General features: G+C 61.1%; 20 protein-coding genes and 1 pseudogene. 6 read left to right on the top strand and 15 right to left on the bottom strand.

What is annotated here, in order from left to right; all coding sequences use genetic code 11:
* Positions 1–151: 151 nt before the first annotated feature.
* Both ACZ9BE_RS03905 and ACZ9BE_RS03900 read left to right on the top strand, forming a co-directional pair.
* A complete protein-coding gene (locus ACZ9BE_RS03905; protein WP_457264134.1) occupies positions 152–1,411 on the top strand; it encodes an OprD family porin in 1,260 nt (419 codons plus the stop codon).
* 292 nt (positions 1,412–1,703) lie between these two features.
* Complete coding sequence (locus tag ACZ9BE_RS03900; RefSeq protein WP_476248923.1) at positions 1,704–2,510, top strand: methyltransferase domain-containing protein; 807 nt, start codon at positions 1,704–1,706, stop codon at positions 2,508–2,510.
* A gap of 103 nt (positions 2,511–2,613) precedes the next feature.
* On the opposite strand, the gene pcaC is transcribed toward ACZ9BE_RS03900, so the two are convergent.
* From pcaC to pcaR, 11 genes are all read right to left on the bottom strand, one after another.
* Positions 2,614–3,006, bottom strand: a complete 393-nt coding sequence (gene pcaC, locus ACZ9BE_RS03895) for a 4-carboxymuconolactone decarboxylase (RefSeq protein ID WP_007917093.1) — start codon at positions 3,004–3,006, stop codon at positions 2,614–2,616.
* 10 nt (positions 3,007–3,016) lie between these two features.
* Positions 3,017–3,808 carry a 3-oxoadipate enol-lactonase gene (gene pcaD, locus ACZ9BE_RS03890; protein ID WP_476248922.1) on the bottom strand — a complete coding sequence of 264 codons (792 nt, stop codon included), beginning with the start codon at positions 3,806–3,808 and terminating at the stop codon, positions 3,017–3,019.
* 11 nt (positions 3,809–3,819) lie between these two features.
* Positions 3,820–5,184, bottom strand: a complete 1,365-nt coding sequence (locus tag ACZ9BE_RS03885; protein WP_150636440.1) for a 3-carboxy-cis,cis-muconate cycloisomerase — start codon at positions 5,182–5,184, stop codon at positions 3,820–3,822.
* A 45-nt stretch (positions 5,185–5,229) separates the two neighbouring features.
* On the bottom strand, positions 5,230–6,525 hold the full coding sequence (locus ACZ9BE_RS03880; RefSeq protein WP_476248921.1) for an MFS family transporter: 1,296 nt from the start codon (positions 6,523–6,525) through the stop codon (positions 5,230–5,232).
* A gap of 261 nt (positions 6,526–6,786) precedes the next feature.
* Positions 6,787–7,353, bottom strand: coding sequence for a protocatechuate 3,4-dioxygenase subunit alpha (pcaG, locus tag ACZ9BE_RS03875; protein WP_095180561.1), 567 nt, complete (start codon positions 7,351–7,353; stop codon positions 6,787–6,789).
* A 1-nt stretch (position 7,354) separates the two neighbouring features.
* The gene (pcaH, locus tag ACZ9BE_RS03870; protein WP_041478916.1) at positions 7,355–8,059 is read right to left on the bottom strand and encodes a protocatechuate 3,4-dioxygenase subunit beta; all 705 of its coding nucleotides are present in this window, start codon (positions 8,057–8,059) and stop codon (positions 7,355–7,357) included.
* 36 nt (positions 8,060–8,095) lie between these two features.
* Positions 8,096–9,301: a 3-oxoadipyl-CoA thiolase gene (gene pcaF, locus ACZ9BE_RS03865; protein ID WP_191622378.1), complete on the bottom strand. Its 1,206-nt coding sequence runs from the start codon at positions 9,299–9,301 to the stop codon at positions 8,096–8,098.
* Positions 9,298–10,077, bottom strand: a complete 780-nt coding sequence (locus tag ACZ9BE_RS03860; RefSeq protein WP_016771341.1) for a CoA-transferase subunit beta — start codon at positions 10,075–10,077, stop codon at positions 9,298–9,300. The genes pcaF and ACZ9BE_RS03860 overlap by 4 nt, the downstream gene beginning before the upstream one ends.
* Positions 10,077–10,934, bottom strand: a complete 858-nt coding sequence (locus ACZ9BE_RS03855) for a CoA transferase subunit A (protein WP_073475850.1) — start codon at positions 10,932–10,934, stop codon at positions 10,077–10,079. The genes ACZ9BE_RS03860 and ACZ9BE_RS03855 overlap by 1 nt, the downstream gene beginning before the upstream one ends.
* Before the next feature lie 195 nt (positions 10,935–11,129).
* Positions 11,130–12,476 carry a 4-hydroxybenzoate transporter PcaK gene (gene pcaK, locus ACZ9BE_RS03850; protein ID WP_041478919.1) on the bottom strand — a complete coding sequence of 449 codons (1,347 nt, stop codon included), beginning with the start codon at positions 12,474–12,476 and terminating at the stop codon, positions 11,130–11,132.
* A 293-nt stretch (positions 12,477–12,769) separates the two neighbouring features.
* A complete protein-coding gene (gene pcaR, locus ACZ9BE_RS03845; RefSeq protein WP_016771343.1) occupies positions 12,770–13,612 on the bottom strand; it encodes a pca regulon transcriptional regulator PcaR in 843 nt (280 codons plus the stop codon).
* Positions 13,613–14,243: 631 nt separating this feature from the next.
* Here pcaR and ACZ9BE_RS03840 point away from each other — a divergent pair.
* Together ACZ9BE_RS03840 and ACZ9BE_RS03835 are read left to right on the top strand one after the other, a co-directional pair.
* The gene (locus tag ACZ9BE_RS03840; protein ID WP_008080067.1) at positions 14,244–14,444 is read left to right on the top strand and encodes a hypothetical protein; all 201 of its coding nucleotides are present in this window, start codon (positions 14,244–14,246) and stop codon (positions 14,442–14,444) included.
* Between the two features lie 370 nt (positions 14,445–14,814).
* A complete protein-coding gene (locus ACZ9BE_RS03835) occupies positions 14,815–16,290 on the top strand; it encodes an inorganic phosphate transporter (RefSeq protein ID WP_016771345.1) in 1,476 nt (491 codons plus the stop codon).
* A 984-nt stretch (positions 16,291–17,274) separates the two neighbouring features.
* Here the strand turns inward: ACZ9BE_RS03835 and ccoM are convergent.
* The 3 genes from ccoM to ACZ9BE_RS03820 all read right to left on the bottom strand — a co-directional run bounded on the left by ccoM (position 17,275) and on the right by ACZ9BE_RS03820 (position 18,220).
* Entirely contained in the window at positions 17,275–17,388 is a 114-nt protein-coding gene (ccoM, locus tag ACZ9BE_RS03830; protein WP_016771346.1) for a cytochrome c oxidase subunit CcoM, read from the bottom strand.
* Positions 17,389–17,622: 234 nt separating this feature from the next.
* Positions 17,623–17,784, bottom strand: coding sequence for a hypothetical protein (locus tag ACZ9BE_RS03825; RefSeq protein WP_016771347.1), 162 nt, complete (start codon positions 17,782–17,784; stop codon positions 17,623–17,625).
* A 94-nt stretch (positions 17,785–17,878) separates the two neighbouring features.
* Entirely contained in the window at positions 17,879–18,220 is a 342-nt protein-coding gene (locus ACZ9BE_RS03820) for a hypothetical protein (protein ID WP_024011931.1), read from the bottom strand.
* 240 nt (positions 18,221–18,460) lie between these two features.
* On the opposite strand from ACZ9BE_RS03820, the pseudogene rapA reads away from it, so the two are divergent.
* A pseudogene (gene rapA / locus ACZ9BE_RS03815) lies at positions 18,461–21,309 on the top strand (RNA polymerase-associated protein RapA).
* A gap of 110 nt (positions 21,310–21,419) precedes the next feature.
* Here the strand turns inward: rapA and ACZ9BE_RS03810 are convergent.
* A complete protein-coding gene (locus ACZ9BE_RS03810) occupies positions 21,420–22,769 on the bottom strand; it encodes a spinster family MFS transporter (protein WP_073475856.1) in 1,350 nt (449 codons plus the stop codon).
* 301 nt (positions 22,770–23,070) lie between these two features.
* Between ACZ9BE_RS03810 and ACZ9BE_RS03805 the strand changes: the two genes are divergently transcribed.
* Positions 23,071–23,439 carry a YkgJ family cysteine cluster protein gene (locus ACZ9BE_RS03805; protein WP_236168009.1) on the top strand — a complete coding sequence of 123 codons (369 nt, stop codon included), beginning with the start codon at positions 23,071–23,073 and terminating at the stop codon, positions 23,437–23,439.
* Positions 23,440–23,585: the final 146 nt, after the last annotated feature.

Here is a 23,585-nt window from a genome sequence, read left to right as displayed (position 1 = left end):
CAATAACAACAGGTTCGACACCATGCTCCCGCGCCCTGCCCCGTCCGGCTGATTGCCATCGTTTCACCCCTGAATACTTTCCAGGTCTGCACCCCGAAAACCGGCCGCAGCGCACCCGTTCGCCCTAAAAAAACAAGAGAGACCCAAGTCCATGACAGTTTTCCCTGTGCCCTACGCATTGCCCGCTGTGATCGCCCTGGCCATCGCCGGTCTGGCCCTGCCGGCAAGCGCCGAAGAAGGCGGCTTCGTTGAAGGCGCCAAGGTCAACCTGAACCTGCGCAACTTCTATATCAACCGCAACTTCACCAACCCGACCAAAACCCAGGGCAAGGCTGAAGAATGGACGCAGAGTTTCATCCTCGACGCCAAATCCGGCTTTACCCAAGGCACCGTCGGTTTCGGCATGGACGTACTCGGGCTGTATTCGATCAAGCTCGATGGCGGTAAAGGCACGGGCGGCACGCAGTTGTTGCCGCTGGACCATGACGGCCGCCCGGCGGACAACTTCGGTCGCACCAACGTCGCCTTCAAGGCAAGACTTTCGCAGACCGAGGTCAAGGTCGGCGAGTGGATGCCGGTATTGCCGATTCTGCGTTCGGACGACGGTCGCTCGCTGCCGCAAACCTTCCGTGGCGGCCAGATCACCTCCAAGGAAATCGCCGGCCTGACCCTCTATGGCGGCCAGTTCCGCGCCAACAGCCCGCGCGACGACAGCAGCATGAGCGACATGTCGATGACCGGCAAAGCCGCGTTCACCTCTGACCGTTTCAACTTCCAGGGCGGCGAATACCTGTTCAACGACAAGCGCACACAGATCGGCTTATGGAATGCGCAACTCAAGGACATCTACAGCCAGCAGTACCTCAATGTGCTGCACAGTCAGCCGCTCGGCGACTGGACGCTGGGCGCCAACCTCGGCTTTTTCTACGGCAAGGAAGATGGCAGCGCGCGTGCCGGCGATCTGGACAACAAGACCTGGTACGGGATGTTTTCGGCCAAGTACGGCGGCAGCACGTTCTACCTCGGCCTGCAGAAACTCACCGGCGACAGCGCCTGGATGCGCGTCAACGGCACCAGTGGCGGGACTCTGGCCAACGACAGCTACAACGCCAGTTATGACAACGCTCAGGAACGCTCCTGGCAGTTGCGTCACGACTACAACTTCGCCGCCATGGGCATCCCCGGCCTGACCCTGATGAACCGCTACATCAGCGGCGACAACGTGCACACCGGGACGATCACCGACGGCAAGGAATGGGGTCGCGAATCGGAACTCGGTTACACGGTGCAGAGCGGGACTTTGAAGGATTTGAACGTCAGATGGCGCAACTCGACCATGCGCCGCGACTTCAGCAACAACGAGTTCGACGAGAACCGATTGATCGTCAGCTACCCGATCAGCCTGCTTTAACCAAACATGCTCCACTGTGGGAGCGAGCCTGCTCGCGAAAGCGCTGCTTCAGTCGACATCTGTGTCGAATATGAAATGGCCTTCGCGAGCAGGCTCGCTCCCACATTTGATTCCCATCACAGATGCATGCCATTGGTCAGGCCATGTAGTGCTTTTGCGGGCGACAGTTACAGTGAGCAAACCTGAAGGACTCAGGTGCTCCAACCCTTCACGCTTCCGTTTCGTAGTCGGTCTCCAGCTGTGCACCAGGTTGTCATCGGAAGACACCATTTGATCACCGGAGGATCACCTCATGATCACGCGCCGCATCACTGCACCCGATTGGGACGCCAAGGCGTACCAGCAGTTTTCCCGTCTCAGACAACGTCCGGTCAACGAATTGCTCGACCGTATCGAACTGCAAAACCCCCAACGCATTTACGATCTGGGCTGCGGCACCGGCATTGCCACGCAGTTGTTGGCCAAACGCTGGCCGCGCGCGCAGTTGCAGGGCGTCGACAGCTCCGCGCAGATGCTCGATGAGGCACGCTGCCTGCCGATCCGGGCGCTGTGGAAACATTGCGACCCGCTTGATTGGCAACCTGAGCAGCCGGCGGATCTGCTGTTCGCGGCCGCCGTGCTGCACTTTATCGAAGGCCATGAAAAACTGCTGCCGCGCCTGCTCGGTTATCTGAATCCCGGCGGCTGTCTGGCGGCGCACATGCCGGACTGGCGCGATGCGCTGTGGTATCGGCTGATGCTCGACACCCTCGAAAACGGCGGCCCCGGTGGCACACCACTGGGCACGCCTGAACTGCGCCAGCGCATGGCGGCGCGGCCGTTATTGGCACTGGAGGATTACTATCGGTTGCTCGCGCCCATGACTACGTCGCTGGATATCTGGGAGACCGAGCAGTTGCAGGTGGTTGACGGCAAGTCGCCGGTGTATGACTGGGTGAAGGTCTCGGCGCTGCGGCCGGTGATGCAGGCGTTGAGTTCAGCGGAACAGGCGCGGTTTATCTATCACTACCTGATGCGGGTGCATGAGCATTATCCGCAAGAGGGGGATGGGCATACGTTGTTTGCATTCAAGCGAATATTTATTGTCGCCAGGGTGTGATTCGTTACGGCCGCTACCGCTTTCGCGAGCAGGCTCGCTCCCACAGGGAAATGCATTCCAATGTGGGAGCGAGCCTGCTCGCGAAGGCGTCAGTGCAACAACCTCACTCGCGGGATTCAACCCCGAGTTCATCCCACACCGATTCGGCCAAATGAAACGTCGCGTTCGCCGCCGGTATGCCGCAGTAGATTGCGCTCTGCATGATCACTTCCTTGATCTCGCCACGGCTCACACCATTATTGGCCGCCGCACGCAGGTGCAGTTTCAGTTCGCCCTCGCGGTTCATGCCGATCAGCATGGCGATGGTGATCAGGCTGCGGGTATGGCGGGGCAGGCCCGGGCGGGTCCAGATGTCGCCCCATGCGTGGCGGGTGATCATCTCCTGGAATTCCGAGTTGAACTCGGTCAGCGTGGTCAGGCTGCGATCAACGTGGGCATCGCCCAGCACCGCGCGGCGGACTTGCATGCCTTCGTCGTAACGTTGTTTCTCGTCCACAAAATCTTCCTCACTGAGCCTGCAAAAACGCCAGCACACGGTCGCTGAAATCGGCGCCGGCCTGCACGTTGGACAAATGCGCCGCATGGAACTCGGCGTACTCGGCGTCGCGCACATGGTCGCGAATGAAGTGCCCGCCGGACGGCGGCGTCACCGCATCTTCGCTGCCGGCAATCACCAGCAACGGCACGTTGATCGAAACCAGTTGCTCGCGGAAATCCGCATCACGCACCGCTGCGCAGTTAGCCGCATAACCTTGCGGCGAGGTGGCCGCGAGCATGTCGGTAATCTGCTTGGCCGCTGCCGGATGAGCAGCCGAAAAGTCCGGGGTGAACCAGCGGGCAATCGATGCATCACGCAGGGCCACCATCGCTGCCACACCGTCACGCAGCACGGTTTCGATGCGTGGATTCCACACCGACGGATCACCGATTTTTGCCGCGGTATTGCAGACGATCAGCTTATGCAGCCGATGCCCGGCATTGATCCCCAGCCACTGGCCGATCAGGCCTCCCATCGACAGCCCACAAAAATGCGCACGCTCAATGTGCAGTGCATCCAGCAAACCGAGCACGTCATGACCGAGTTGCTCGATGCTGTAAGGACCCGGCGTCACCAGCGATTCGCCGTGGCCACGGGTATCGAAACGCAGCACGCGGAAATGCTCGGTGAACGCCGGCATCTGCGCGTCCCACATGTGCAGGTCGGTGCCCAGCGAGTTGGACAGCACCAGCACCGGCGCAGCGGCCGGGCCTTCTATTTGATAGTGCAGTTCGCCATCGGCGAGTTGAACGAAAGCCACAGCCCTCTCCTTCAGACATTCAAAGCGTTGTGTTCAGCCACCGCGCGCTCGACCCAGGCTTGCGCCTGGCCAAGGTAATGCGCGGGGTTGAGAAGATCATCGAGTTCAGCGCCACTGAGTTCGGCGGTGACTTGCGGCTCGTCAGCCAGCACCGCACGCAGATGGCGCTGCTCGGCCACCGCGCGTTTGCAGCATTGTTCGAGCAGGTGATGCGCGGTGTCGCGGCCGACGCGTTGGGCGAGGACGATGCTCACCGCTTCGGCCAGCACCAGGCCTTGGGTCAATTCGAGGTTGCGGGCCATGCGCGCCGCATCGACTTCCAGACCGTCGGCCAGCAAACGTGCCTGTTGCAGCGAACCGGACACCAGGCAGCAGATCTCCGGCAGGGTTTCCCATTCGGCGTGCCACAAACCGAGGCTGCGTTCGTGTTCCTGCGGCATCGCGCTGAACAGCGTCGACACCAGCCCCGGCACCCGCGTGGCCGCGCCGATCAGCACCGCCGCGCCGACTGGATTGCGTTTGTGCGGCATGGTCGACGAACCACCCTTGCCCGGTGCGGCGGGCTCGAACACTTCCGCCGCTTCGGTCTGCATCAACAGGCTGATGTCGCGGCCGAATTTGCCGAGGCTGCCGGCGATCAGGCCAAGCACCGCGCCGAACTCGACGATGCGGTCACGCTGGGCGTGCCACGGTTGCTCGGGCAGGGTCAGTTGCAGTTCCTCGGCCAAGGCTTCGGCAATCGGCAACGCCTGTTCCCCCAGCGCCGCGAGCGTGCCGGAGGCGCCACCGAATTGCAGCACCAGCAGCCGTGGCTTCAGTTGTTGCAGACGCTGACGGCTGCGCGTCACGGCGCCCAACCAACCGGCGATTTTCATACCGAGGGTCACTGGCGTCGCGTGTTGCAGCCAGGTGCGCCCGGCCAGCGGCGTGGCGGCGAAACGTTGTGCCTGAGCGGCGAGCGAGTCGGCCAGTTGTGCCAGTTGGTTTTCGATCAGCGCCAGCGCCTGGCGCAATTGCAAGACCAGCCCGGAATCCATCACGTCCTGGCTGGTCGCACCCAGATGCACATAGCGCTCGGCCTCGGCATCGCTCGAGGCGATCTGCTTGCCTAAGGCCTTGACCAGTGGAATCGCCGAATTGCCGGCCGTGGCAATCGCCTCGCCCAGCGCCGCGAAGTCATACAGGCCCGCGTCGCACGCTGCGGCAATCGGTGCCACGGCCGATGAAGGAATCAGCCCGACCCGCGCCTCGGCCCGGGCCAGCGCCGCTTCGAAATCAAGCATCGCCTGCACCCGGCCCTGATCGCAGAACACTTCGCGCATATCGCGGGCGGTGAAGTAGGCATCGAACAATTGATTGCCCGGTCGCTGAGTCATAAACAGTCCTTGCCGGCGCGGGCCTCGCAGCCCGCGCACATGGGTTTACAGATCGTGGTGCAAATACTTCGCCTGCTTGGGCAAACGCAGGCTGAACAGGAAAGCCACCGCCATCATCGCCGTGACGTACCAGTAGAAGGCGTTTTCCATGCCGCCAGCCTTGAGGCTCAAGGCAACGAATTCCGCCGAACCGCCGAAGATTGCATTCGCCACCGCGTAAGCCAGGCCGACACCAAGCGCGCGCACTTCCGGCGGGAACATCTCGGCTTTTACCAGACCGCTGATCGAGGTGTAGAAACTGACGATTGCCAGCGCCAGGGTGATCAGCACGAAGGCGAGGAACGGGCTGCTGATACTTTTCAGGCTGAGCAGAATCGGCACGGTGAACAGCGTGCCAAGCGCGCCGAACCAGAGCATCGAATTACGCCGGCCGATCTTGTCGGCGAGCATGCCGAACAACGGCTGCATGCACATATACAGGAACAGCGCGCCGGTCATGATGTAGCTGGCGGTCTTGGCGTGCATCCCGGCGGTGTTCACCAGGTATTTCTGCATGTAAGTGGTGAAGGTGTAGAAAATCAGCGAGCCGCCAGCGGTGTAGCCGAGCACGGTGATGAACGCCGCTTTGTGATCGCGGAACAGTGCAGTGATGCTGCCGGCGTCTTTATGCGCACGGGTTTCCTTATTGGTGGTTTCCTTCAGCGAACGACGCAGGAACAGCGAAATCAGCGCCGCCACCGCACCGACCACGAACGGGATCCGCCAGCCGTAGACACGCAGGTCTTCTTCAGTGAGGAACTGTTGCAGCACCACCACCAGCGACACCGCCAGCAATTGGCCGCCAATCAGCGTCACGTACTGGAACGAGGCGAAGAATCCGCGCTGACCCTTGAGCGCGACTTCGCTCATGTAAGTCGCGGTGGTGCCGTACTCGCCGCCGACCGACAGACCTTGCAGCAAACGCGCGAACAGCAACAGCACCGGTGCCCAGACGCCGATGTCCTTGTAGGTCGGCAGGCAGGCAATCAGCAGCGAGCCGAAGCACATCATCAGAATCGAGATGAGCATCGAGTTCTTGCGCCCGTGCTTGTCAGCGACCCGGCCGAAAATCCAGCCACCAATCGGACGCATCAGGAACCCGGCAGCGAACACGCCAGCGGTGTTGACCAGTTGCACAGTCGGGTTATCGGAGGGGAAAAACGCCGGGGCGAAATAGATCGCGCAGAAGGCGTAGACGTAGAAGTCGAACCATTCGACGAGGTTGCCGGACGAAGCGCCGACGATGGCAAAGATGCGCTTGCTGCGCTCTTCGCCGGTGTAGTGGGAGGTGGTGGTTGTCATTGTTTTTCACTCGATAGGGACAGTCACAGTCTAGACATACTTTGCAACAGTCCCGTTCCGCATCGGATCATCACCCACGTATGGATCAGCCTTTGTGGCGAGGAGATTTATCCCCGCTCGAGTGCAAAGCACTCGCAAATCAGATACACGCGGTTCATCTGAATACCGCGCCGACTGGTTTTTGGGGCTGCTTCGCAGCCCAGCGGGGATAAATCCCCTCACCACAGGGACTCTGTCCTGCAGGGGATTTGGGGTGTTCTCTCAATAATCGAAGAACACCGTCTCGGCATCGGTGCCCTGCAGAACTACATTCCACTGGTACACACCCGACGCATCCGCCTTGGCCAGCAACGTCTGGCGACGCTCCGCCGGCACGCACTCGAGCAACGGGTCAGCAACGTTCGCCGGTTCGCCTTCAAAATAAATCCGCGTCAGCAAATGCTTGACCAGACCACGAGCAAACACCAGCACCACCAGATGCGGCGCCTGGGTCGAGCCTTTCAACCCCGGCACAGAGCCCGGTTTGATCGTGGTGAAACGGAAGCGCCCTTCGGCGTCGACCGGCACCCGACCGAAACCTTCAAAATTCGGGTCGAGCGGTTTGTCCTGCTGATCTTCCGGGTGGTCGTACTTGCCGGCGGCGTTGGCCTGCCAGACTTCGAGCATGGCGTCGTTGACGACATCGCCATTGCCATCCACCACTTGGCCGGTGATTGCCACGCGCTCGCCGAGGGTCAGCTCGTTGGCCAGGGTTTCGCGGTTCAGCCAGGTCAGGCCGATGTGGTAATACGGCCCGACGGTGTGGGACGTGGTCGCATAAAGCGTCATCTTATTTCTCCATCGGCGTGGCTTCACGGCCGCGCAGCACGATGTCCCAGCGGTAACCGAGGGCGTAGGACGGAATGGTTTTTTCCAGATCGAAACTGGCGATCAGGCGTTCCTTGGCCGAAGTGTCCGGCACGCAGTTGTAGATCGGGTCATACGCCAGCAGCGGATCACCGGGGAAGTACATCTGCGTGACCAGACGCGTAAGAATGCTCGGCCCAAACAGGGAAAAGTGGATGTGCGCCGGGCGCCAGGCGTTGTGGTGGTTGCCCCACGGATAGGCGCCGGGCTTGATGGTCTGGAACTGGTACCAGCCATCGGCATCGGTGACGGTGCGGCCGGTGCCGGTGAAGTTCGGGTCCAGCGGCGCGTCGTGCAGGTCGCGGGCATGGTTGTAACGACCGGCGGCATTGGCCTGCCAGATCTCCACCAGAATTCCCGGCACCGGCAGGCCGTCTTCGTCGAGCACGCGGCCGTGAATGATGATGCGCTCGCCCAGCGGCTCGCCGTCGTGCTGAGCGGTCAGGTCATTGTCCTTCTCGGCAACGTGTTCGGCGCCGATGGTCGGCCCGGTGATTTCCGAGAGTGAATGGGGCAGGTGCACCAACGGCTTGGACGGCGAGCGCAGGTTGGTGGATTGATACGTCGGGTGCAGGTAGTCAGGCTGAGTGCCTGCCTGTGGGCGACGGTAACCAGGCTTGTCAGTCATTTCGCTTTCCTCAGTTCTTGTAAGTGCCGCAGTGCGTCAGACACGTTCGATGGCCAGGGCCAGACCCTGGCCAACACCGACGCACATGGTCGCCAGACCTTTCTTGCCGCCAGTCTTTTCCAGATGATGCAGGGCGGTCAGCACCAGCCGCGCACCGCTCATGCCCAACGGGTGACCGAGGGCAATCGCGCCGCCATTCGGGTTGACCTGCGGCGCATCGTCGGCCAGACCCAACTCGCGCAATACCGCGAGGCCCTGGCTGGCGAACGCTTCGTTGAGCTCGATCACGTCGAAATCGCTGACCGCGACGCCAAGGCGCTCGGCGAGTTTGCGCACCGCCGGCACCGGGCCGATGCCCATCACCCGTGGTGCGACACCGGCGCTGGCCATGCCGAGCACTTTTGCGCGGGCGGTCAGGCCGTGTTTTTTCACCGCTTCGGCCGAAGCCAGAATCAGCGCAGCAGCACCATCGTTGACCCCCGAGGCATTGCCGGCGGTGACGGTTTTGTCCGCGCCGTTGACCGGTTTCAACTTGGTCAACGCTTCAATCGTGGTATCGGCGCGCGGATGTTCGTCCTGGCTAACCACGGTTTCGCCCTTCTTGTGGGCAATCCGTACTTCAACAATTTCTTCGGCGAAGTAACCGGCGGCCTGCGCGGCGGCGGTACGTTGCTGACTGCGCAAGGCAAAGGCGTCCTGATCTGCGCGCGAGACCTTATAGTCGTCGGCGACGTTGTCAGCGGTTTGCGGCATGGCATCGACGCCGTACTGCGCCTTCATCAGCGGGTTGATGAAACGCCAGCCGATGGTGGTGTCCTCCAGCTTCATGTTGCGCGAGAACGCCGCGTCGGCCTTGCCCATCACGAATGGCGCGCGGGACATCGACTCGACGCCACCGGCAATCGCCAGCTCCATTTCGCCGCTGGCGATCGCACGGAATGCAGTACCGATCGCGTCCATGCCCGAAGCGCAGAGGCGATTGAGCGTAACGCCGGGCACGCTGTCCGGCAGACCCGCCAGCAGCAGCGCCATGCGCGCAACGTTGCGGTTGTCTTCGCCGGCCTGGTTGGCGCAGCCGAGGAACACCTCATCGACGGCGTTCCAGTCCACCGATGGATTGCGCTCCATCAGGGCCTTGATCGGCACGGCGGCCAGGTCGTCGGCGCGCACGGCGGACAATGCGCCACCGAAGCGGCCAATGGGGGTGCGAATCGCGTCGCAGATATACACGTCACGCATCATGCTTCTCCCGGTGCCTGACCGTGGGCGGCAGCGGTGCGCGCTTCAAGATCACGCAGCGCCGTCAGCTCGACTTCGGTCGGCTCAGCGGTGGTTTCAACAGAGTCGGCAAAACGAATCGCCCAACCGGTGGCGGCGACCACTTGCTCGCGGGTCACGCCCGGATGCAGCGCGGTGACCACAAATTCGTGGGTGCCCTCCTCCGGTTCCATGATGCACAGGTCGGTGATGATGCCCACCGGCCCGGCGCCCGGCAGGCCCAGACGTTTACGCGAATCGCCGCCCTCGCCGTGACCGACCGAGGTGATGAAGTCGAGTTTGTCGACAAACGAACGCGCCGACTGTTTAAGGATGATCAGCACGCTTTTCGCCGAACCGGCAATCTCCGGCGCGCCACCGGCACCCGGCAGGCGCACTTTCGGCGCGTGGTAGTCGCCGACTACGGTGGTGTTGATGTTGCCGAAACGGTCGACCTGCGCGGCGCCGAGGAAGCCAACGTCGATGCGCCCGCCCTGCAACCAATAGCGAAAAATCTCACCGGTCGGCACCACGGTGTCGGCGGTCTCGGCCAGCTCACCGTCACCGATGGACAGCGGCAGTACGCTCGGCTTGGCGCCAATCGGGCCGGATTCGTAAATCAGCACCACGTCCGGCGATGAAGTCAGGCGCGCGAGGTTGGCGGCTTTCGATGGCAGGCCGATGCCGACGAAGCATACCGAGCCGTTCTTCAGGCGCCGGGCCGCCGCGACGGTCATCATTTCATTGGTGGTGTAAGTCATTACTTGGCCTCCGAAGCAGCGGCCAATTTGGCCTGGAATTCGCTGAAGTCAGCGCAGCCATGGATGTATTCGTTGATCCACGCGGTAAACGTCTCACGGTCGCGAGCGATCGGGTCCCACGCCTGATAGAAACGATTGTCACGCTCGGTGTAACCGTGGGCGTAGGACGGATGCGCGCCGCCCGGCACGTGACAGACCGCACTCAAGGCCCAGGTCGGCAGTACGCAAGCGTTCATCGGTGCGTTGAGGTCGTCGACGATTTCTTCCACGGTGACGATGCAGCGTTTGGCGGCCAGCGCGGCTTCTTTCTGCACACCGAGAATGCCCCAGAGCAACACGTTGCCCTTGCGGTCGGCTTTCTGCGCGTGAATCACGGTGACGTCCGGGCGCACCGATGGCACTGCCGCCAGCACTTCGCCGGTGAACGGACAGGTCACGGTTTTGATCAGCGGATTGACCTTCGGCAGGTCGGAGCCGGCGTAGGCACGCAGCACCGCGAAGGGCAGGCCGGACGCGCCGGCGACGTAGGCGTTGGCGAGGTCGGCGTGGCTGTGCTCTTCGATTTCCAGCGGATGCGGCCATTGTTTCTCGACCGCGTCACGCAGACGGTGCAGCGAGCCCACGCCCGGGTTGCCGCCCCAGGAGAAAATCAGTTTGCGCGCGCAACCGGCGCCGATCAGTTGGTCGTAGATCAGGTCAGGCGTCATCCGCACCAGCGTCAGATCTTTCTTGCCTTGACGAATGATTTCATGACCCGCTGCCGTAGGGATCAGGTGAGTGAAGCCTTCGAGGGCGACGGTGTCGCCGTCGTTGACGAATTGCTTCACCGCGTCGTGCAGCGAAAGGATCTCAGCCATGGAGCGGGCTCCTGTTCTTGTAAGGAATCGCCAGTGATAAAAAGGCGCGAGGTTCAGCGCCGGAGTCACTGAAGATTAAGCTCGGGAAATTCGCCAAACAATCCGATAATCGACTGAGTGTTCGTTTATCGAACGGATTGTTGCTTCCCTAATGATCGTTCCCACGCGGAGCGTGGGAACAATCGTGGGTCTGCCTCAGGTGGCATCCGCATGACTGACCATGCCCTTGATCAACACCGCCGCCGTCGCCAAACCGGCCGGGATCACCAGAGCGGTCAGCACTTGCTCGAAATTCCAGCCCAGGCCGAGCAAGGTTGCGCCCATCCACGCGCCAAGAATCGCGCCAAAGCGGCCGATGCCGAGCATCCACGACACCCCGGTCGCGCGGCCTTGCGTCGGGTAGAAGCGTGCTGCCAATGACGGCATCGCCGATTGCGCGCCGTTGACGCACATGCCTGCCACCAGCACCAGCGTCGCCAGCAAGGTGATGTTGCCCAGGCTTTGCCCTACCGCGTAGGCAAACACCCCGGCCAGCAGGTAGAAAATGCCGATGACCTTGTGCGGATTGAAGCGGTCCATCGCCCAGCCCACCCCGACCGCGCTCAACACGCCGCCAAACTGGAACAACGCACCGATGAACGCGGCCTGTTCCATGCTCGCGCCGCTGTCGCGCATCAGCGTCGGCAGCCAACTGGTCAGCAGGTAGACGATCACCAGGCCCATGAAATAGGTCAGCCACAACAGCAGCGTGCCGGTGCTGTAAGTGCCGGAGAAGATCACCGCGAAGACATTGCGCGCCTTGACGGTTTTCTGTTCCGGCACGCTGAAGCTCGCAGCCTGGGCGACGGTAATTGGATCGATCGGTGCCAAGGTCTTGCGAACTTTGTCGGTGCCGCGGTTGCGTACCACCAGGTAGCGCGCCGACTCCGGCAGCCAGAACACCAATACCACGGCGAGGATCAGCGGCAGGATCCCGCCGATCATCAACAGCGCGTGCCAGCCGAACGCCGGGATCAGTTTTGCCGAGATGAAACCGCCGCCGGCCATGCCGAGGTTGAAGCCGCAGAACATGCTGGTCACCAGCAGCGACTTCTTGCGCTCCGGGGTGTATTCCGAGAGCAGCGTCGTGGCGTTGGGCATGCCCGCGCCGAGACCGAGGCCGGTGAGGAAGCGCAACACCAGCAGTTGTTCGACGTTGGTGCTGTAGGCCGAAGCCAGGCTGAAGCCGCCGAACAGAATCACCGCACCGACGAGTACGACTTTTCGCCCGAAGCGGTCAGCCAACGGGCCGGAGCCGAGCGCGCCGAAGACCATGCCGATCAGCGCGGCACTCATCACCGGGCCGAGGCTGGCGCGATCAATGCCCCAGTCTTGCGACAGCGCCGGGGCGATGAAGCCCATGGCGGCGGTGTCGAGGCCGTCGAGAAATACGATCAGGAAACACAGGATCACCACTCGCCACTGATAGCGCGAGATCGGTTGGGCGTTGATAAAGGTCTGCACATCGAGGCAGTTACCCACAGCGGACTGAGGCTGGTTCATTATTTTTATTCCACGCAAAAAACGCAGTCGAACGGCGGCCGGCCAAAGGAAGGCACGGTCACAAGAATAGAAGGTTGTTATCAGGCGTTGCGGTGAACCCGGCAATAACGGGTGGGATACAGACAGTCGGGGAGCGAGCGCATGGTGAGTTGCCTCTTGTCATTATTATGGGGTCGACAGTCCGGCGAGCTCATTCACATCAGCGCCGGATGACGCTGCCGCGACATTAATGATCCGAGGGTTTTAGCGTCAATTCGATAAACGCAACACTGTGCGTTTATCGAACAGCTTCCTCAGGCGAACAACTGCGCACTGAGGTCGCGACTAGCGCTGAGCAGGCCGGGCAAGAAGCGCTGCTCCAGCTCGGCGCGGCTGACTCGCCCGGCGTGGGTGCTGACATTCAGCGCGGCGACCACTTGCCCGGAGGCGTCGTACACCGGCACAGCGATCGAGCGCAGGCCCTGTTCCAGTTCCTGATCGACAATGCACCAGCCCTGCTGACGCACCTGCTGCAAACATTCGAGCAACGCGTCCGGGGTATGAATGGTGCGGCTGGTCTTGGCCACCAGTTCGGCGTGGTCCAGGTATTCGCCCAGGGAGGTGTCATCCAGTGCCGCTAGCAGAATCCGCCCCATCGACGTGCAATACGCCGGCAACCGCCCACCGACGGAAAGGTCGACCGAGATCAATCGCTGAGTGGTCGCCGAACGCGCGATATAGAGAATGTCATCGCCCTCCAGCGTCGCCATGTTGCAGGCTTCGTGCAATTGCTCGCTCATACGGTCGAGATACGGCTGTGCGGAAACGGCCAGCGGGGTTGAGGACAGATAGGCGTGGCCGAGGGTCAGCACTTTCGGCAGCAGCGAATAGGTGCGCCCGTCGGTGGTGGCGTAGCCGAGTTTGATCAGCGTGTGCAGGCAACGGCGCACGGCGGCGCGGGGAATTTCCGTGCGATGACTGATCTGCGCGATGGTCAGGTGGCGTTTACGTTCCTGAAACGCCTGCACCACCGCCAGACCACGGGCCAGGGAGGTCATGAAATCCGGATCACCGGTCAGCGCCTGAATGCGCTTGGCCGGCGAGGCGACGATGGGCGGCGCCACCGACGTGAAGGAGTTGCGCATTTGATCGTTCATTTCTTGTCCTTGTCCGGCACGCATCGATGCCTAGTCAAACGGCTCGCCGCGCGATGCACAAGCATCGCGGCGCCAACATTGGGCGATTATCGAACCGCCGACCGATAATCGCAATCCAGCCCCCCGCCCTCCTCTTCATCCTTGAGGCAGCTTTAGCGATTCTGCTCGCAACTTAGTTGTTCCAGTTAATGGCGCCAAAAACAGAACGCCTGTTCTATAACGCGGTCTTTACACTTAACTAGCGGTAAAAGTTGCCGGTAACAAAACCCTCACACATTCAGAACCGTTTTTAACTTGGCAAAGATAGTCATTCCCGAATCGGCCGCTATAATGCACCCTAGTCGCGGCGCTTTAATCAAAAGCCCGCGACTTGCTGAAACGAGGTCCTTCGTCTCAACTCCGGCCAGCGCCCGGCGCCCATCACACATGCAACGCCAGCGCTCGCTGAAACAGGAAACTGATGCTGCGTCAGTTTTTATCTGGTGCCGTAGCCGCCTGTAACACGGAAGTCTTGATCGCCTCTGCAATGTCTCCGCGCCTGATCGGGCTGTGGATGACTGGCGGGTTCGCTCAATTGACTCGTTGCAGTGTGTTTCACCGGATATTCAATTCAACTCATACAGGTAGCACCGTGACGAAAGACGAACTGCGCGCGGAACTAGAGCGCCAGGAACAACGTTACAAGGAAGTTTACGGCGGGGAAGTCACCACCTACGCCGCTCAGCCGGAACCGGAACGCAAGGCATGGCGCAAGCGCCCTACTGTTCAGGATCAGGTGTTCAAGCAGGAAATCGAAAAGATCGAAAAGGAACTCAAAGCCGAAGAGCCATGAGCCACGGCGGTTGAGCATTCGAAAGTCGGCGTCCGCCTGAGCCACAGCGCGGTGGAAGACGACACCTCGCGCGCCCGCTATCTGCGGGCAGCGGCTGCATCGCTGTTCTGCGGCTTATGAACGAGCGTCCCACAGGTTTCAGAGATATTTCAGACAAGCGTTTGAGCCTTTGCGATGTCTGAAAAAACGGCTCGAAAATATAGTTTATTCAATAAAATCAAGTAGTTGAAAAACCCTGCGTGCTGCTTGGTTTTCACGCCCTGCAACAAATTAAATCGAAGAAGGGTGTGACCAGTGAGCAGACGGGGCATCGATTTCCTGTCTTTTCTGGCATAATCGCGCCCCCTTACGACCGGGTCAGAAAACCTTCATGATCGATTTATTCAGCGGACTGGATGCTTGGGTGCTTGTGAGCCTCTTGCTCGCCCTGACGTTTGTCCTCGCCTTCGAGTTCATCAATGGATTTCATGACACCGCTAACGCGGTAGCCACTGTTATCTACACCAAAGCCATGCCGCCACACCTGGCGGTGTTCTTTTCCGGTGTGTTCAATTTCCTCGGCGTGCTGCTGGGCGGCGTTGGCGTGGCGTATGCCATCGTCCACCTGCTGCCGGTTGAGCTGCTGATCAATGTGAACACCGGCCATGGCCTGGCGATGGTGTTCTCGTTGCTCGCCGCGGCAATCGCCTGGAATTTGGGCACCTGGTACTTCGGTATCCCGGCTTCCAGCTCGCACACCCTGATCGGCTCGATCCTCGGCGTCGGTCTGGCCAACGCGCTGATCAACGACATTCCGTTGAGAGATGGCGTGAACTGGCAGAAAGCGATCGACATCGGCGCCTCGCTGGTGTTCTCGCCGATGGCCGGCTTCCTCATCGCCGCGCTGGTGCTGATCGGCCTGAAATGGTGGCGCCCGCTGTCGAAGATGCACAAGACGCCGGAACAGCGTCGCAAGATCGACGACAAAAAGCACCCACCGTTCTGGAATCGTCTGGTCCTGGTGATCTCGGCCATGGCCGTGAGCTTCGTGCACGGTTCCAACGACGGCCAGAAAGGCATCGGCCTGATCATGCTGGTGCTGATCGGTATCGTCCCGGCGCAGTTCGTACTCGATCTGAACAGCACCACCTACCAGATCGAACGCACCCGCGACGCGACCCTGCACCTGAGCCAGTTCTACCAGCGCAACGCCGATTCGCTGGGTGAGTTCCTGGCCCTGGGCAAGAGCGTGGAAGGCGACCTGCCGGAGAAATTCCGCTGCAACCCGCAGCAGACCGAACCGACCATCACCGCCCTGCTGCATACCCTCAAAGGTGTAGCGGACTACCATTCGCTGTCGTCGGACAGCCGCATCGAAGTGCGTCGCTACCTGCTCTGCCTGGACGACACGGCGAAGAAAGTCGGCAAGCTGCCAGGCCTGGAAGCCCGTGAAAAGGCTGACCTCGACAAGCTGCGCAAAGACCTGACCACCACCACTGAATACGCCCCGTTCTGGGTGATTCTGGCGGTCGCCCTGGCCCTGGGCCTGGGCACCATGGTTGGCTGGAAGCGTGTGGTGCTGACCATTGGCGAGAAGATCGGCAAGCAGGGCATGACCTATTCCCAGGGCATGTCGGCGCAGATCACCACCGCCAGTTTGATCGGCATGGCCAACATTTTCAGCCTGCCGGTGTCGACCACTCATGTGTTGTCTTCGGGTGTGGCCGGGACCATGGTTGCCAATAAAAGCGGCCTGCAGGGTGGCACGGTCAAGACTATTCTGCTGGCCTGGGTGTTGACCTTGCCAGCGACCGTGGCGCTGTCGGCCGGGTTGTTCTGGTTGGCTTCGAAGGCTTTGGGTAGTTGATCGATTGTTGCTTGTGAAGGAGGCGCGATTCTTTGGAATCGCGCCTTTTTTGTTTTTTGGATTGGGGGCATATCCGTTGCTGCGGGTGCTGCCGCTGGCGGTTTCGCTCTTACAGCGAGTCACCTTTTTCAGACGCCAAAAAGGTAACCCAAAAGGCTTTGCCCCGGCGTACGGCCCGCTCGCTGGAGCTCGGGGTACCTTCGTTACGGGACCGATCCGGGCGCAGCGGCTCCGGTTGGCTTCGCTGCACCTACACTCGCTGTGTACGACTGCGTCGTACGGTCGCTGCGCTCCCACCCCCGGATCGATCCCGTAACGAAGCCTGCCGAAGGGGCAAAAGATCAAAAGCAAAAGCCAAAGCCAGATCAAGAGCCCCTCACCCTAGCCCTCTCCCAGAGGGAGAGGGGACTGACCGAGGTGTTTGGGAGAAACACGCCGACTTGCGATACCGAGTCGAATGCAGGTTTTTAACACCGCAAAAATCGGCTCCCTCTCCCTCGGGAGAGGGCTGGGGTGAGGGGCGAATCCACCGAAAATCTCAAGCCATGCGACGCTTCTAACCACTCAACAATGAGCGCAAGCTCGAGTGCTTTTGATCTACGGGCGACGTCGGAAGGCTGAGCGGAGGGATTGATCCGGGCGTGGGAGCGCAGCGACCGTCTGGCGCAGCCAGACACAGCGGAAGGAGGTGCAGCGAAGCAAACCGTAGCCGCTGCGCCCGGATCAGTCCCGGAGCGAAGGGACCCGAGCCTGCGAGGGCCGAACGCAGGAGCTAGCGTTTTTTGCTTACTTTTTTAGGCGCTTGTAAAAAAGTAAGTCGCCGTCAGGCGAGACCGCCAGCAGCCGCTACCGAAGCAACGGATATTCACCCAAAATCCCAACAGCCTGGTCGGCCCAAAGGCCGCCAAGGCCGCCAAGGCACAAAAAAAAGGGGCAACCGAAGTCGCCCCAAAATGCCTTGCGTGCCCATCAATCCAGAAGAACTCACTTGCGCCGCTTATGCGCATCCTTCCAGATAAAAAATCCAAACCCTGCAAAAAACAGCACCATGAGCCCCACCGTGAGAACCCCGGCAAACACCACGTTATCGAAAAACATGACTGACCTCCCGGCCCTGCTTTGCTTTGCTTTGCTTTGCTTTGCTTTGCTTTGCTTTGCTTTGCTTTGCTTTGCTTTGCTTTGCTTTGCTTTGCTTTGCTTTGCTTTGCTTTGCTGCGATGGATTCAAATTAACAAACACACAGGCGCACATATTGATCAGGATCAATATCCGCAACGAAGGGAAATAAAGGAGGGGAAATAACTGATCTGCATCAACCAATGCAGCGGGAGATCAACGCTTTTTCGGCTTGTTCTTCGACTTTTTCTTGGCTTTTCCCAACGGCATCGCCTGTTCGAAAGCCTGGCGCACTTCGTTCAGGCGCTTTTCGTTGAGGTCATGCACTCGCTTGGCGCGTTCAGTGCTGAGGTCGATCAGTTTGTCGTCTTGGCTCATGGCGTCCGGCACATCGCAGAAGAGATCACAGCTGCCGTCACCGACAGGATTGCGCCAATCATGCCGCTTGGCGCAGGCGCTGACCAGTCACTGTTCAAATCTCGATATCGACCCACAGCCCCTGGCGCGGCTGATCGTCTATCAACGGTACCACCGGCACGGTGTTGTCGGCGTTCAACTCGGTACCCGGCACGGCCAGATGCTCTTCGGGATCTTCATCGGCCTCGCGGCGTCGGCGATCACGTTCCTGCTGACGACGCTGTTCTTCGCGCGCCAGCAGACGATCCTCTTCCGGATCACGCTTCTGCAGGTCGATCGTGCTTTCGTTGGAGCTTTCCTGCACCGGCACCACTGGCGGGATGTCCGGCCGCTGGCGGATCGGATCCTGCTGGGAAGTGATCGGCACGGCGCTCAAGGGGAGCATCGGTGGCAACATATAAAGGTCTCCTGTCTGCAGGCTATCGGCTGGGGTGCAGGCGCCTTGAGCCGCCTGTCGTAATTGTGTGATGCACCTCGCACCCGCAGGCTGCGATCTTTCATGGGACAACGCAAAACCCAAGTGTTCCCAAAGATCAAAAGATCGCAGCCTTCGGCAGCTCCTACGCCAGTAATCTTTGGCCCTGAAGCCCTCATTCCGTTAAGATAGCCCGCTTTTTCAAGGTGGGAGTCAGGCAGCATGGCGCAGCAGTATCAACCGGGGCAACGCTGGATCAGTGACAGCGAAGCAGAGCTTGGTTTAGGCACCGTTCTGGCACAGGACGGCCGCTTGCTGACCGTGCTTTACCCGGCCACTGGCGAAACCCGCCAGTACGCGCTACGGAATGCGCCCCTGACCCGCGTGCGGTTCTCGCCGGGCGACTCCATCACCCATTTCGAAGGCTGGAAGATGACCGTGCAGCAGGTCGACGACGTCGACGGGCTGATGGTCTATCACGGCCTCAACGGGCAGAACGAAGTCGTCACCCTGCCGGAAACCCAGCTGTCGAACTTCATTCAGTTCCGTCTGGCCAGCGACCGCCTGTTCGCCGGACAGATCGACCCGCTGCCGTGGTTCTCCCTGCGCTACAACACCCTTGAACACACCAGCCGCCAGTTGCAGTCCTCGCTGTGGGGCCTGGGTGGCGTGCGTGCGCAACCGATCGCGCACCAGCTGCACATCGCCCGCGAAGTCGCCGACCGTATCGCCCCGCGCGCGTATTGCTGGCGGACGAAGTGGGTCTGGGTAAAACCATCGAGGCCGGTCTGGTGATCCATCGCCAACTGCTCTCGGGCCGCGCCAATCGCGTGCTGATTCTGGTCCCGGAAAACCTCCAGCATCAGTGGCTGGTGGAGATGCGCCGCCGTTTCAATCTGCAGGTCGCGCTGTTCGACGAAGAACGCTTTATCGAAAGCGATGCCACCAACCCGTTCGAAGACACGCAACTGGCGCTGGTCGCGCTGGAGTGGCTGGTCGACGACGAGAAGGCGCAGGACGCCTTGTTCGCTGCCGGTTGGGACCTGATGGTGGTCGACGAAGCGCATCACCTGGTCTGGCATGAAGACAAGGCCAGCGCGGAATATTCGCTGGTCGAGCAACTGGCCGAAGTGATTCCCGGCGTGCTGCTGCTCACCGCCACCCCGGAACAACTCGGTCAGGACAGCCACTTCGCCCGTCTGCGCCTGCTCGACCCGAATCGTTTCCACGACCTGGCCGCGTTCCGCGCCGAGAGCGACAACTATCGCCCGGTCGCCGAAGCCGTGCAGGAACTGCTCGACAAGGGCCGTCTCTCGGCCGAAGCGCACAAGACCATTCACGGTTTCCTCGGCAACGAAGGTGAAGCCCTGCTCACCGCCGTCAACGATGGCGACACTGAAGCCAGCGCCCGCCTCGTGCGTGAGCTGCTCGATCGCCACGGCACCGGTCGCGTGCTGTTCCGTAATACCCGCGCGGCCGTGCAGGGTTTCCCGGAGCGCAAACTGCATCCGTACCCGTTGCCGTGCCCGGACGAATACCTCGAACTGCCGCTGGGCGAACACGCCGAGCTGTACCCGGAAGTCAGCTTCCAGGCGCAGCCGGACGCCAGCGAAGAAGAGCGCTGGTGGAAATTCGATCCGCGCGTCGAGTGGCTGATCGATCAGCTAAAAATGCTCAAGCGCACCAAGGTGCTGGTGATCTGCGCCCACGCCGAAACCGCGATGGACCTGGAAGACGCGTTGCGCGTGCGTTCCGGCATCCCGGCCACGGTGTTCCACGAAGGCATGAACATCCTCGAGCGTGACCGCGCCGCCGCCTACTTCGCTGATGAAGAGTTCGGCGCGCAAGTGCTGATCTGCTCGGAAATCGGCAGTGAAGGTCGCAACTTCCAGTTCGCTCACCATCTGGTGCTGTTCGATCTGCCGTCGCACCCGGACCTGCTCGAGCAGCGCATCGGCCGTCTCGACCGGATCGGCCAGAAGCACATCATCGAACTGCACGTGCCGTACCTGGAAACCAGCCCGCAAGAGCGCCTGTTCCAGTGGTACCACGAAGCGCTCAACGCCTTCCTCAACACCTGCCCGACCGGCAACGCCTTGCAGCATCAGTTCGGCCCACGCCTGCTGCCGCTGCTCGAAGAAGCCGATGACGGCGAGTGGCAAGCGCTGATCGACGAAGCACGCGCCGAGCGTGAGCGTCTCGAAGCCGAGCTGCACACCGGTCGCGACCGTCTGCTGGAATTGAATTCCGGCGGCGCTGGCGAAGGTGAAGCGCTGGTCGAGGCGATTCTCGAGCAGGACGATCAGTTCGCCCTGCCGATCTACATGGAAACCCTGTTCGACGCGTTCGGCATCGACAGCGAAGACCATTCGGAAAACGCCCTGATCCTCAAGCCGAGCGAGAAGATGCTCGACGCCAGTTTCCCGCTCGGCGACGACGAAGGCGTGACCATCACTTACGACCGCAACCAGGCGCTGTCGCGCGAAGACATGCAGTTCATCACCTGGGAACACCCGATGGTGCAGGGCGGCATGGATCTGGTGCTGTCCGGTTCGATGGGCAACACCGCCGTAGCGCTGATCAAGAACAAGGCGCTGAAACCAGGCACCGTGTTGCTGGAATTGCTCTACGTCAGCGAAGTGGTCGCACCGCGCTCGCTGCAACTGGGTCGCTACCTGCCACCGGCGGCGCTGCGTTGCCTGCTCGATGCCAATGGCAACGACTTGTCGCCACGGGTGTCGTTCGAAACCCTCAACGATCAGCTGGAAAGCGTGCCCCGCGCCAGCGCCAACAAATTCATCCAGGCTCAACGCGATCAGTTGACGCCACGGATCAATGCCGGCGAAGAAAAGATCGCCCCGCGTCACGCCGAACGTGTGGCCGAAGCGCGCCGTCGTCTGGCCGCCGACACTGACGAAGAACTGGCGCGCCTGACCGCCTTGCAAGCGGTCAACCCGACCGTGCGCGACAGCGAACTGGAGGCGTTGCGCACTCAGCGTGAGCAGGGTCTGGCGATGCTCGACAAAGCGGCGTTGCGCCTGGAAGCGATTCGGGTGCTGGTAGCGGGCTAACCGCCCCGCTCCACCGCTGAAAACCAAGAGGCCCGCAGTGATGCGGGCCGATCGTTCCCACGCTCTGCGTGGGAACGATCATGTGGGAGCGAGCCTGCTCGCGAAAACGGTCAGGCAGTCGCCGCAGAAATTTCAGGCTCAACCACCGCCACCAACCCCTCCTTCATCCGCTGTGCATCGCGAACAAAACACCGCGATGCCAGAAACAGAAAGACCATGGTCAGGAACAGCGCTACCGGGATCAGGTACATCGCGTCGTGCAGGCCGACAGCCTTGAACGCTTCGGTCATCTGCTCAGCCCCTGCCGCCAGCATCGCCGTGTGCGCGAAGTGATCCGACAGACCACCCACGACCACCGGCCCCAACCCGCCGCCGAGCAGATACAAACCGGCAAAGAACAACGCCATCGCCGTCGCCCGCAGGCGCGGTTCGACGACATCCTGAATCGCCGTGTACACGCAGGTATAGAAGTTGTACGCGAACAGCCAGCCAACGCTGAACACCGCGACGAAGACGCCGATCTCAATGCGCCCGGCATGCAGCGCCCAGGCTGTGCACAACGTCGAAATGATCAGACTGAACGCGGCAAACAGCAGCCGCCCACTGGCGAAGCGCTGGTGGATCTTGTCGGCGATCCAGCCGCCAAGGGTCAGCCCGACCAATCCCGTCACGCCAACGATGACACCGGTGGCCACCGCCGCCTCCTGCAACGGCATGAGGAAATAGCGCTGCAGCATCGGCACCAGAAACGAGTTGCAGGCATAGGTCGCGAAGTTGAAGCACAGCCCGGCCATCACTAGCCACAGGAAGGTCGGCACGGCGAGGACGCGGCGGATCGGTTTGTCGACTTTCTCTTGCGAGACCTGCACGGTTTCAGCCGCGCCGCGTTTCGGCTCTTTGATGAAGAACATGAACACCGCGAGGATCAGCCCCGGCACGGCGGCGATGAAGAACGGCGCGCGCCAGCTGTCGAAGGCCTTGACCATCGCGCCGATGGTGAAGAACGCCAGCAGCAGCCCCAGCGGCAGGCCAAGCATGAAAATACCCATCGCCCGCGCCCGACGGTGCGCCGGAAACAGATCGCCGATCAGCGAGTTGGCCGCTGGTGCATAACTGGCTTCGCCGATGCCGATGCCCATGCGCACGATCAAAAAGCTCCAGAAACTGCCGACCATACCGTTGACCGCAGTCAGCGCACTCCAGGTGGCCAGGCCCCAGCCCATCAGTTTGCTGCGTGAACCGGTGTCGGCCATGCGCCCGAGTGGCAGGCCGGCAATGGCATAAACGATGGTGAACGCGGTGCCGATGATGCCCAGCTGAAAGTCGCTGAGGTGCCATTCCATGCGGATCGGTTCGATGATGATCGCCGGGATGGTGCGATCGAAGAAATTGAACAGGTTGGCGAGGAACAGCAGGAACAGAATGCGCCAGGCATTCGCCGCTTGGGTCGAGTTCTGCATGGGTCCGTCTCTTTATTGTTATGAGGGCTTCACTGCCAGCGCGTCGAGCCCGGAACCTGCAATCTAGTCAGCCGCACGGGGGCTGTCTGTCATCATTCGTCAGCCTGATATCGACCCATCGCACTGTAACGAAACGTAAGCCCTTGATAAGTCTGGAATCCCCCGCCATACGGGGCTTTCGCGGCAAAATCCGGCGACAAAAAAATAGTTTCGCGCTCCCCTTCCCAACGCCATGGCAAAGTCTAGAATGGCCGCCGGATCCGTCCGGATCTTCCGATCAATCCCTTTGATACCCCCGCCCATGTCCGAAGCCAGTCCGTGTCTGAATTGCGGTGCCTGCTGTTCCCATTTTCGTGTGTCTTTTTTCTGGGGTGAGTGCTCATCCTCTGGCGGGACGGTGCCCGATGAACTGGTCGCGCAGATCACCCCGAGCCGGGTGGCAATGATCGGCACCGATCGCAAACCGGCGCGTTGCATGTCCCTGGCGGGTGAGGTCGGCAGCGCTGTGGCCTGCACGATCTATGACAAGCGCTCGAGCACCTGCCGCGAGTTCGAGGCGTCGTGGGAGAACGGCGAACACAATCCGGACTGCGACAAGGCCCGCGCTGCCCACGGCCTGCCGCCCTTGCCGCCACACTGGAATAATCTGCCGCTGGAGCGCACTGCCTGAGCCTTAGCGCAAATCGCTATGAGGCTAATGGCAAAATCATTACCACCAATGTGCCACTACGCCTTGCAGCGTGAAAACCGCCTCTATACTCCATCCATTCGCCTGCGTTGATTGACGCACGGGCCAGATGAATCCGAGACGGGGCA

This window comes from Pseudomonas sp. TE9122, assembly GCF_056278925.1.
This window is presented reverse-complemented; position numbering and strand designations above follow the sequence as displayed.

What these genes read in the sequence shown, in the direction of transcription:
- ACZ9BE_RS03855 (WP_073475850.1), bottom strand. Translation starts at nt 10,934, where the DNA reads ATGGCTGAGATCCTTTCGCTGCACGACGCGGTGAAGCAATTCGTCAAC.
- ACZ9BE_RS03900 (WP_476248923.1), top strand. Translation starts at nt 1,704, where the DNA reads ATGATCACGCGCCGCATCACTGCACCCGATTGGGACGCCAAGGCGTAC.
- pcaH (WP_041478916.1), bottom strand. Translation starts at nt 8,059, where the DNA reads ATGACTGACAAGCCTGGTTACCGTCGCCCACAGGCAGGCACTCAGCCT.
- pcaG (WP_095180561.1), bottom strand. Translation starts at nt 7,353, where the DNA reads ATGACGCTTTATGCGACCACGTCCCACACCGTCGGGCCGTATTACCAC.
- pcaR (WP_016771343.1), bottom strand. Translation starts at nt 13,612, where the DNA reads ATGAACGATCAAATGCGCAACTCCTTCACGTCGGTGGCGCCGCCCATC.
- ACZ9BE_RS03880 (WP_476248921.1), bottom strand. Translation starts at nt 6,525, where the DNA reads ATGACAACCACCACCTCCCACTACACCGGCGAAGAGCGCAGCAAGCGC.
- ACZ9BE_RS03860 (WP_016771341.1), bottom strand. Translation starts at nt 10,077, where the DNA reads ATGACTTACACCACCAATGAAATGATGACCGTCGCGGCGGCCCGGCGC.
- ACZ9BE_RS03885 (WP_150636440.1), bottom strand. Translation starts at nt 5,184, where the DNA reads ATGACTCAGCGACCGGGCAATCAATTGTTCGATGCCTACTTCACCGCC.
- pcaK (WP_041478919.1), bottom strand. Translation starts at nt 12,476, where the DNA reads ATGAACCAGCCTCAGTCCGCTGTGGGTAACTGCCTCGATGTGCAGACC.
- ccoM (WP_016771346.1), bottom strand. Translation starts at nt 17,388, where the DNA reads ATGTTTTTCGATAACGTGGTGTTTGCCGGGGTTCTCACGGTGGGGCTC.
- ACZ9BE_RS03805 (WP_236168009.1), top strand. Translation starts at nt 23,071, where the DNA reads ATGTCCGAAGCCAGTCCGTGTCTGAATTGCGGTGCCTGCTGTTCCCAT.
- ACZ9BE_RS03820 (WP_024011931.1), bottom strand. Translation starts at nt 18,220, where the DNA reads ATGTTGCCACCGATGCTCCCCTTGAGCGCCGTGCCGATCACTTCCCAG.
- ACZ9BE_RS03905 (WP_457264134.1), top strand. Translation starts at nt 152, where the DNA reads ATGACAGTTTTCCCTGTGCCCTACGCATTGCCCGCTGTGATCGCCCTG.
- ACZ9BE_RS03835 (WP_016771345.1), top strand. Translation starts at nt 14,815, where the DNA reads ATGATCGATTTATTCAGCGGACTGGATGCTTGGGTGCTTGTGAGCCTC.
- ACZ9BE_RS03825 (WP_016771347.1), bottom strand. Translation starts at nt 17,784, where the DNA reads ATGAGCCAAGACGACAAACTGATCGACCTCAGCACTGAACGCGCCAAG.
- pcaF (WP_191622378.1), bottom strand. Translation starts at nt 9,301, where the DNA reads ATGATGCGTGACGTGTATATCTGCGACGCGATTCGCACCCCCATTGGC.
- ACZ9BE_RS03810 (WP_073475856.1), bottom strand. Translation starts at nt 22,769, where the DNA reads ATGCAGAACTCGACCCAAGCGGCGAATGCCTGGCGCATTCTGTTCCTG.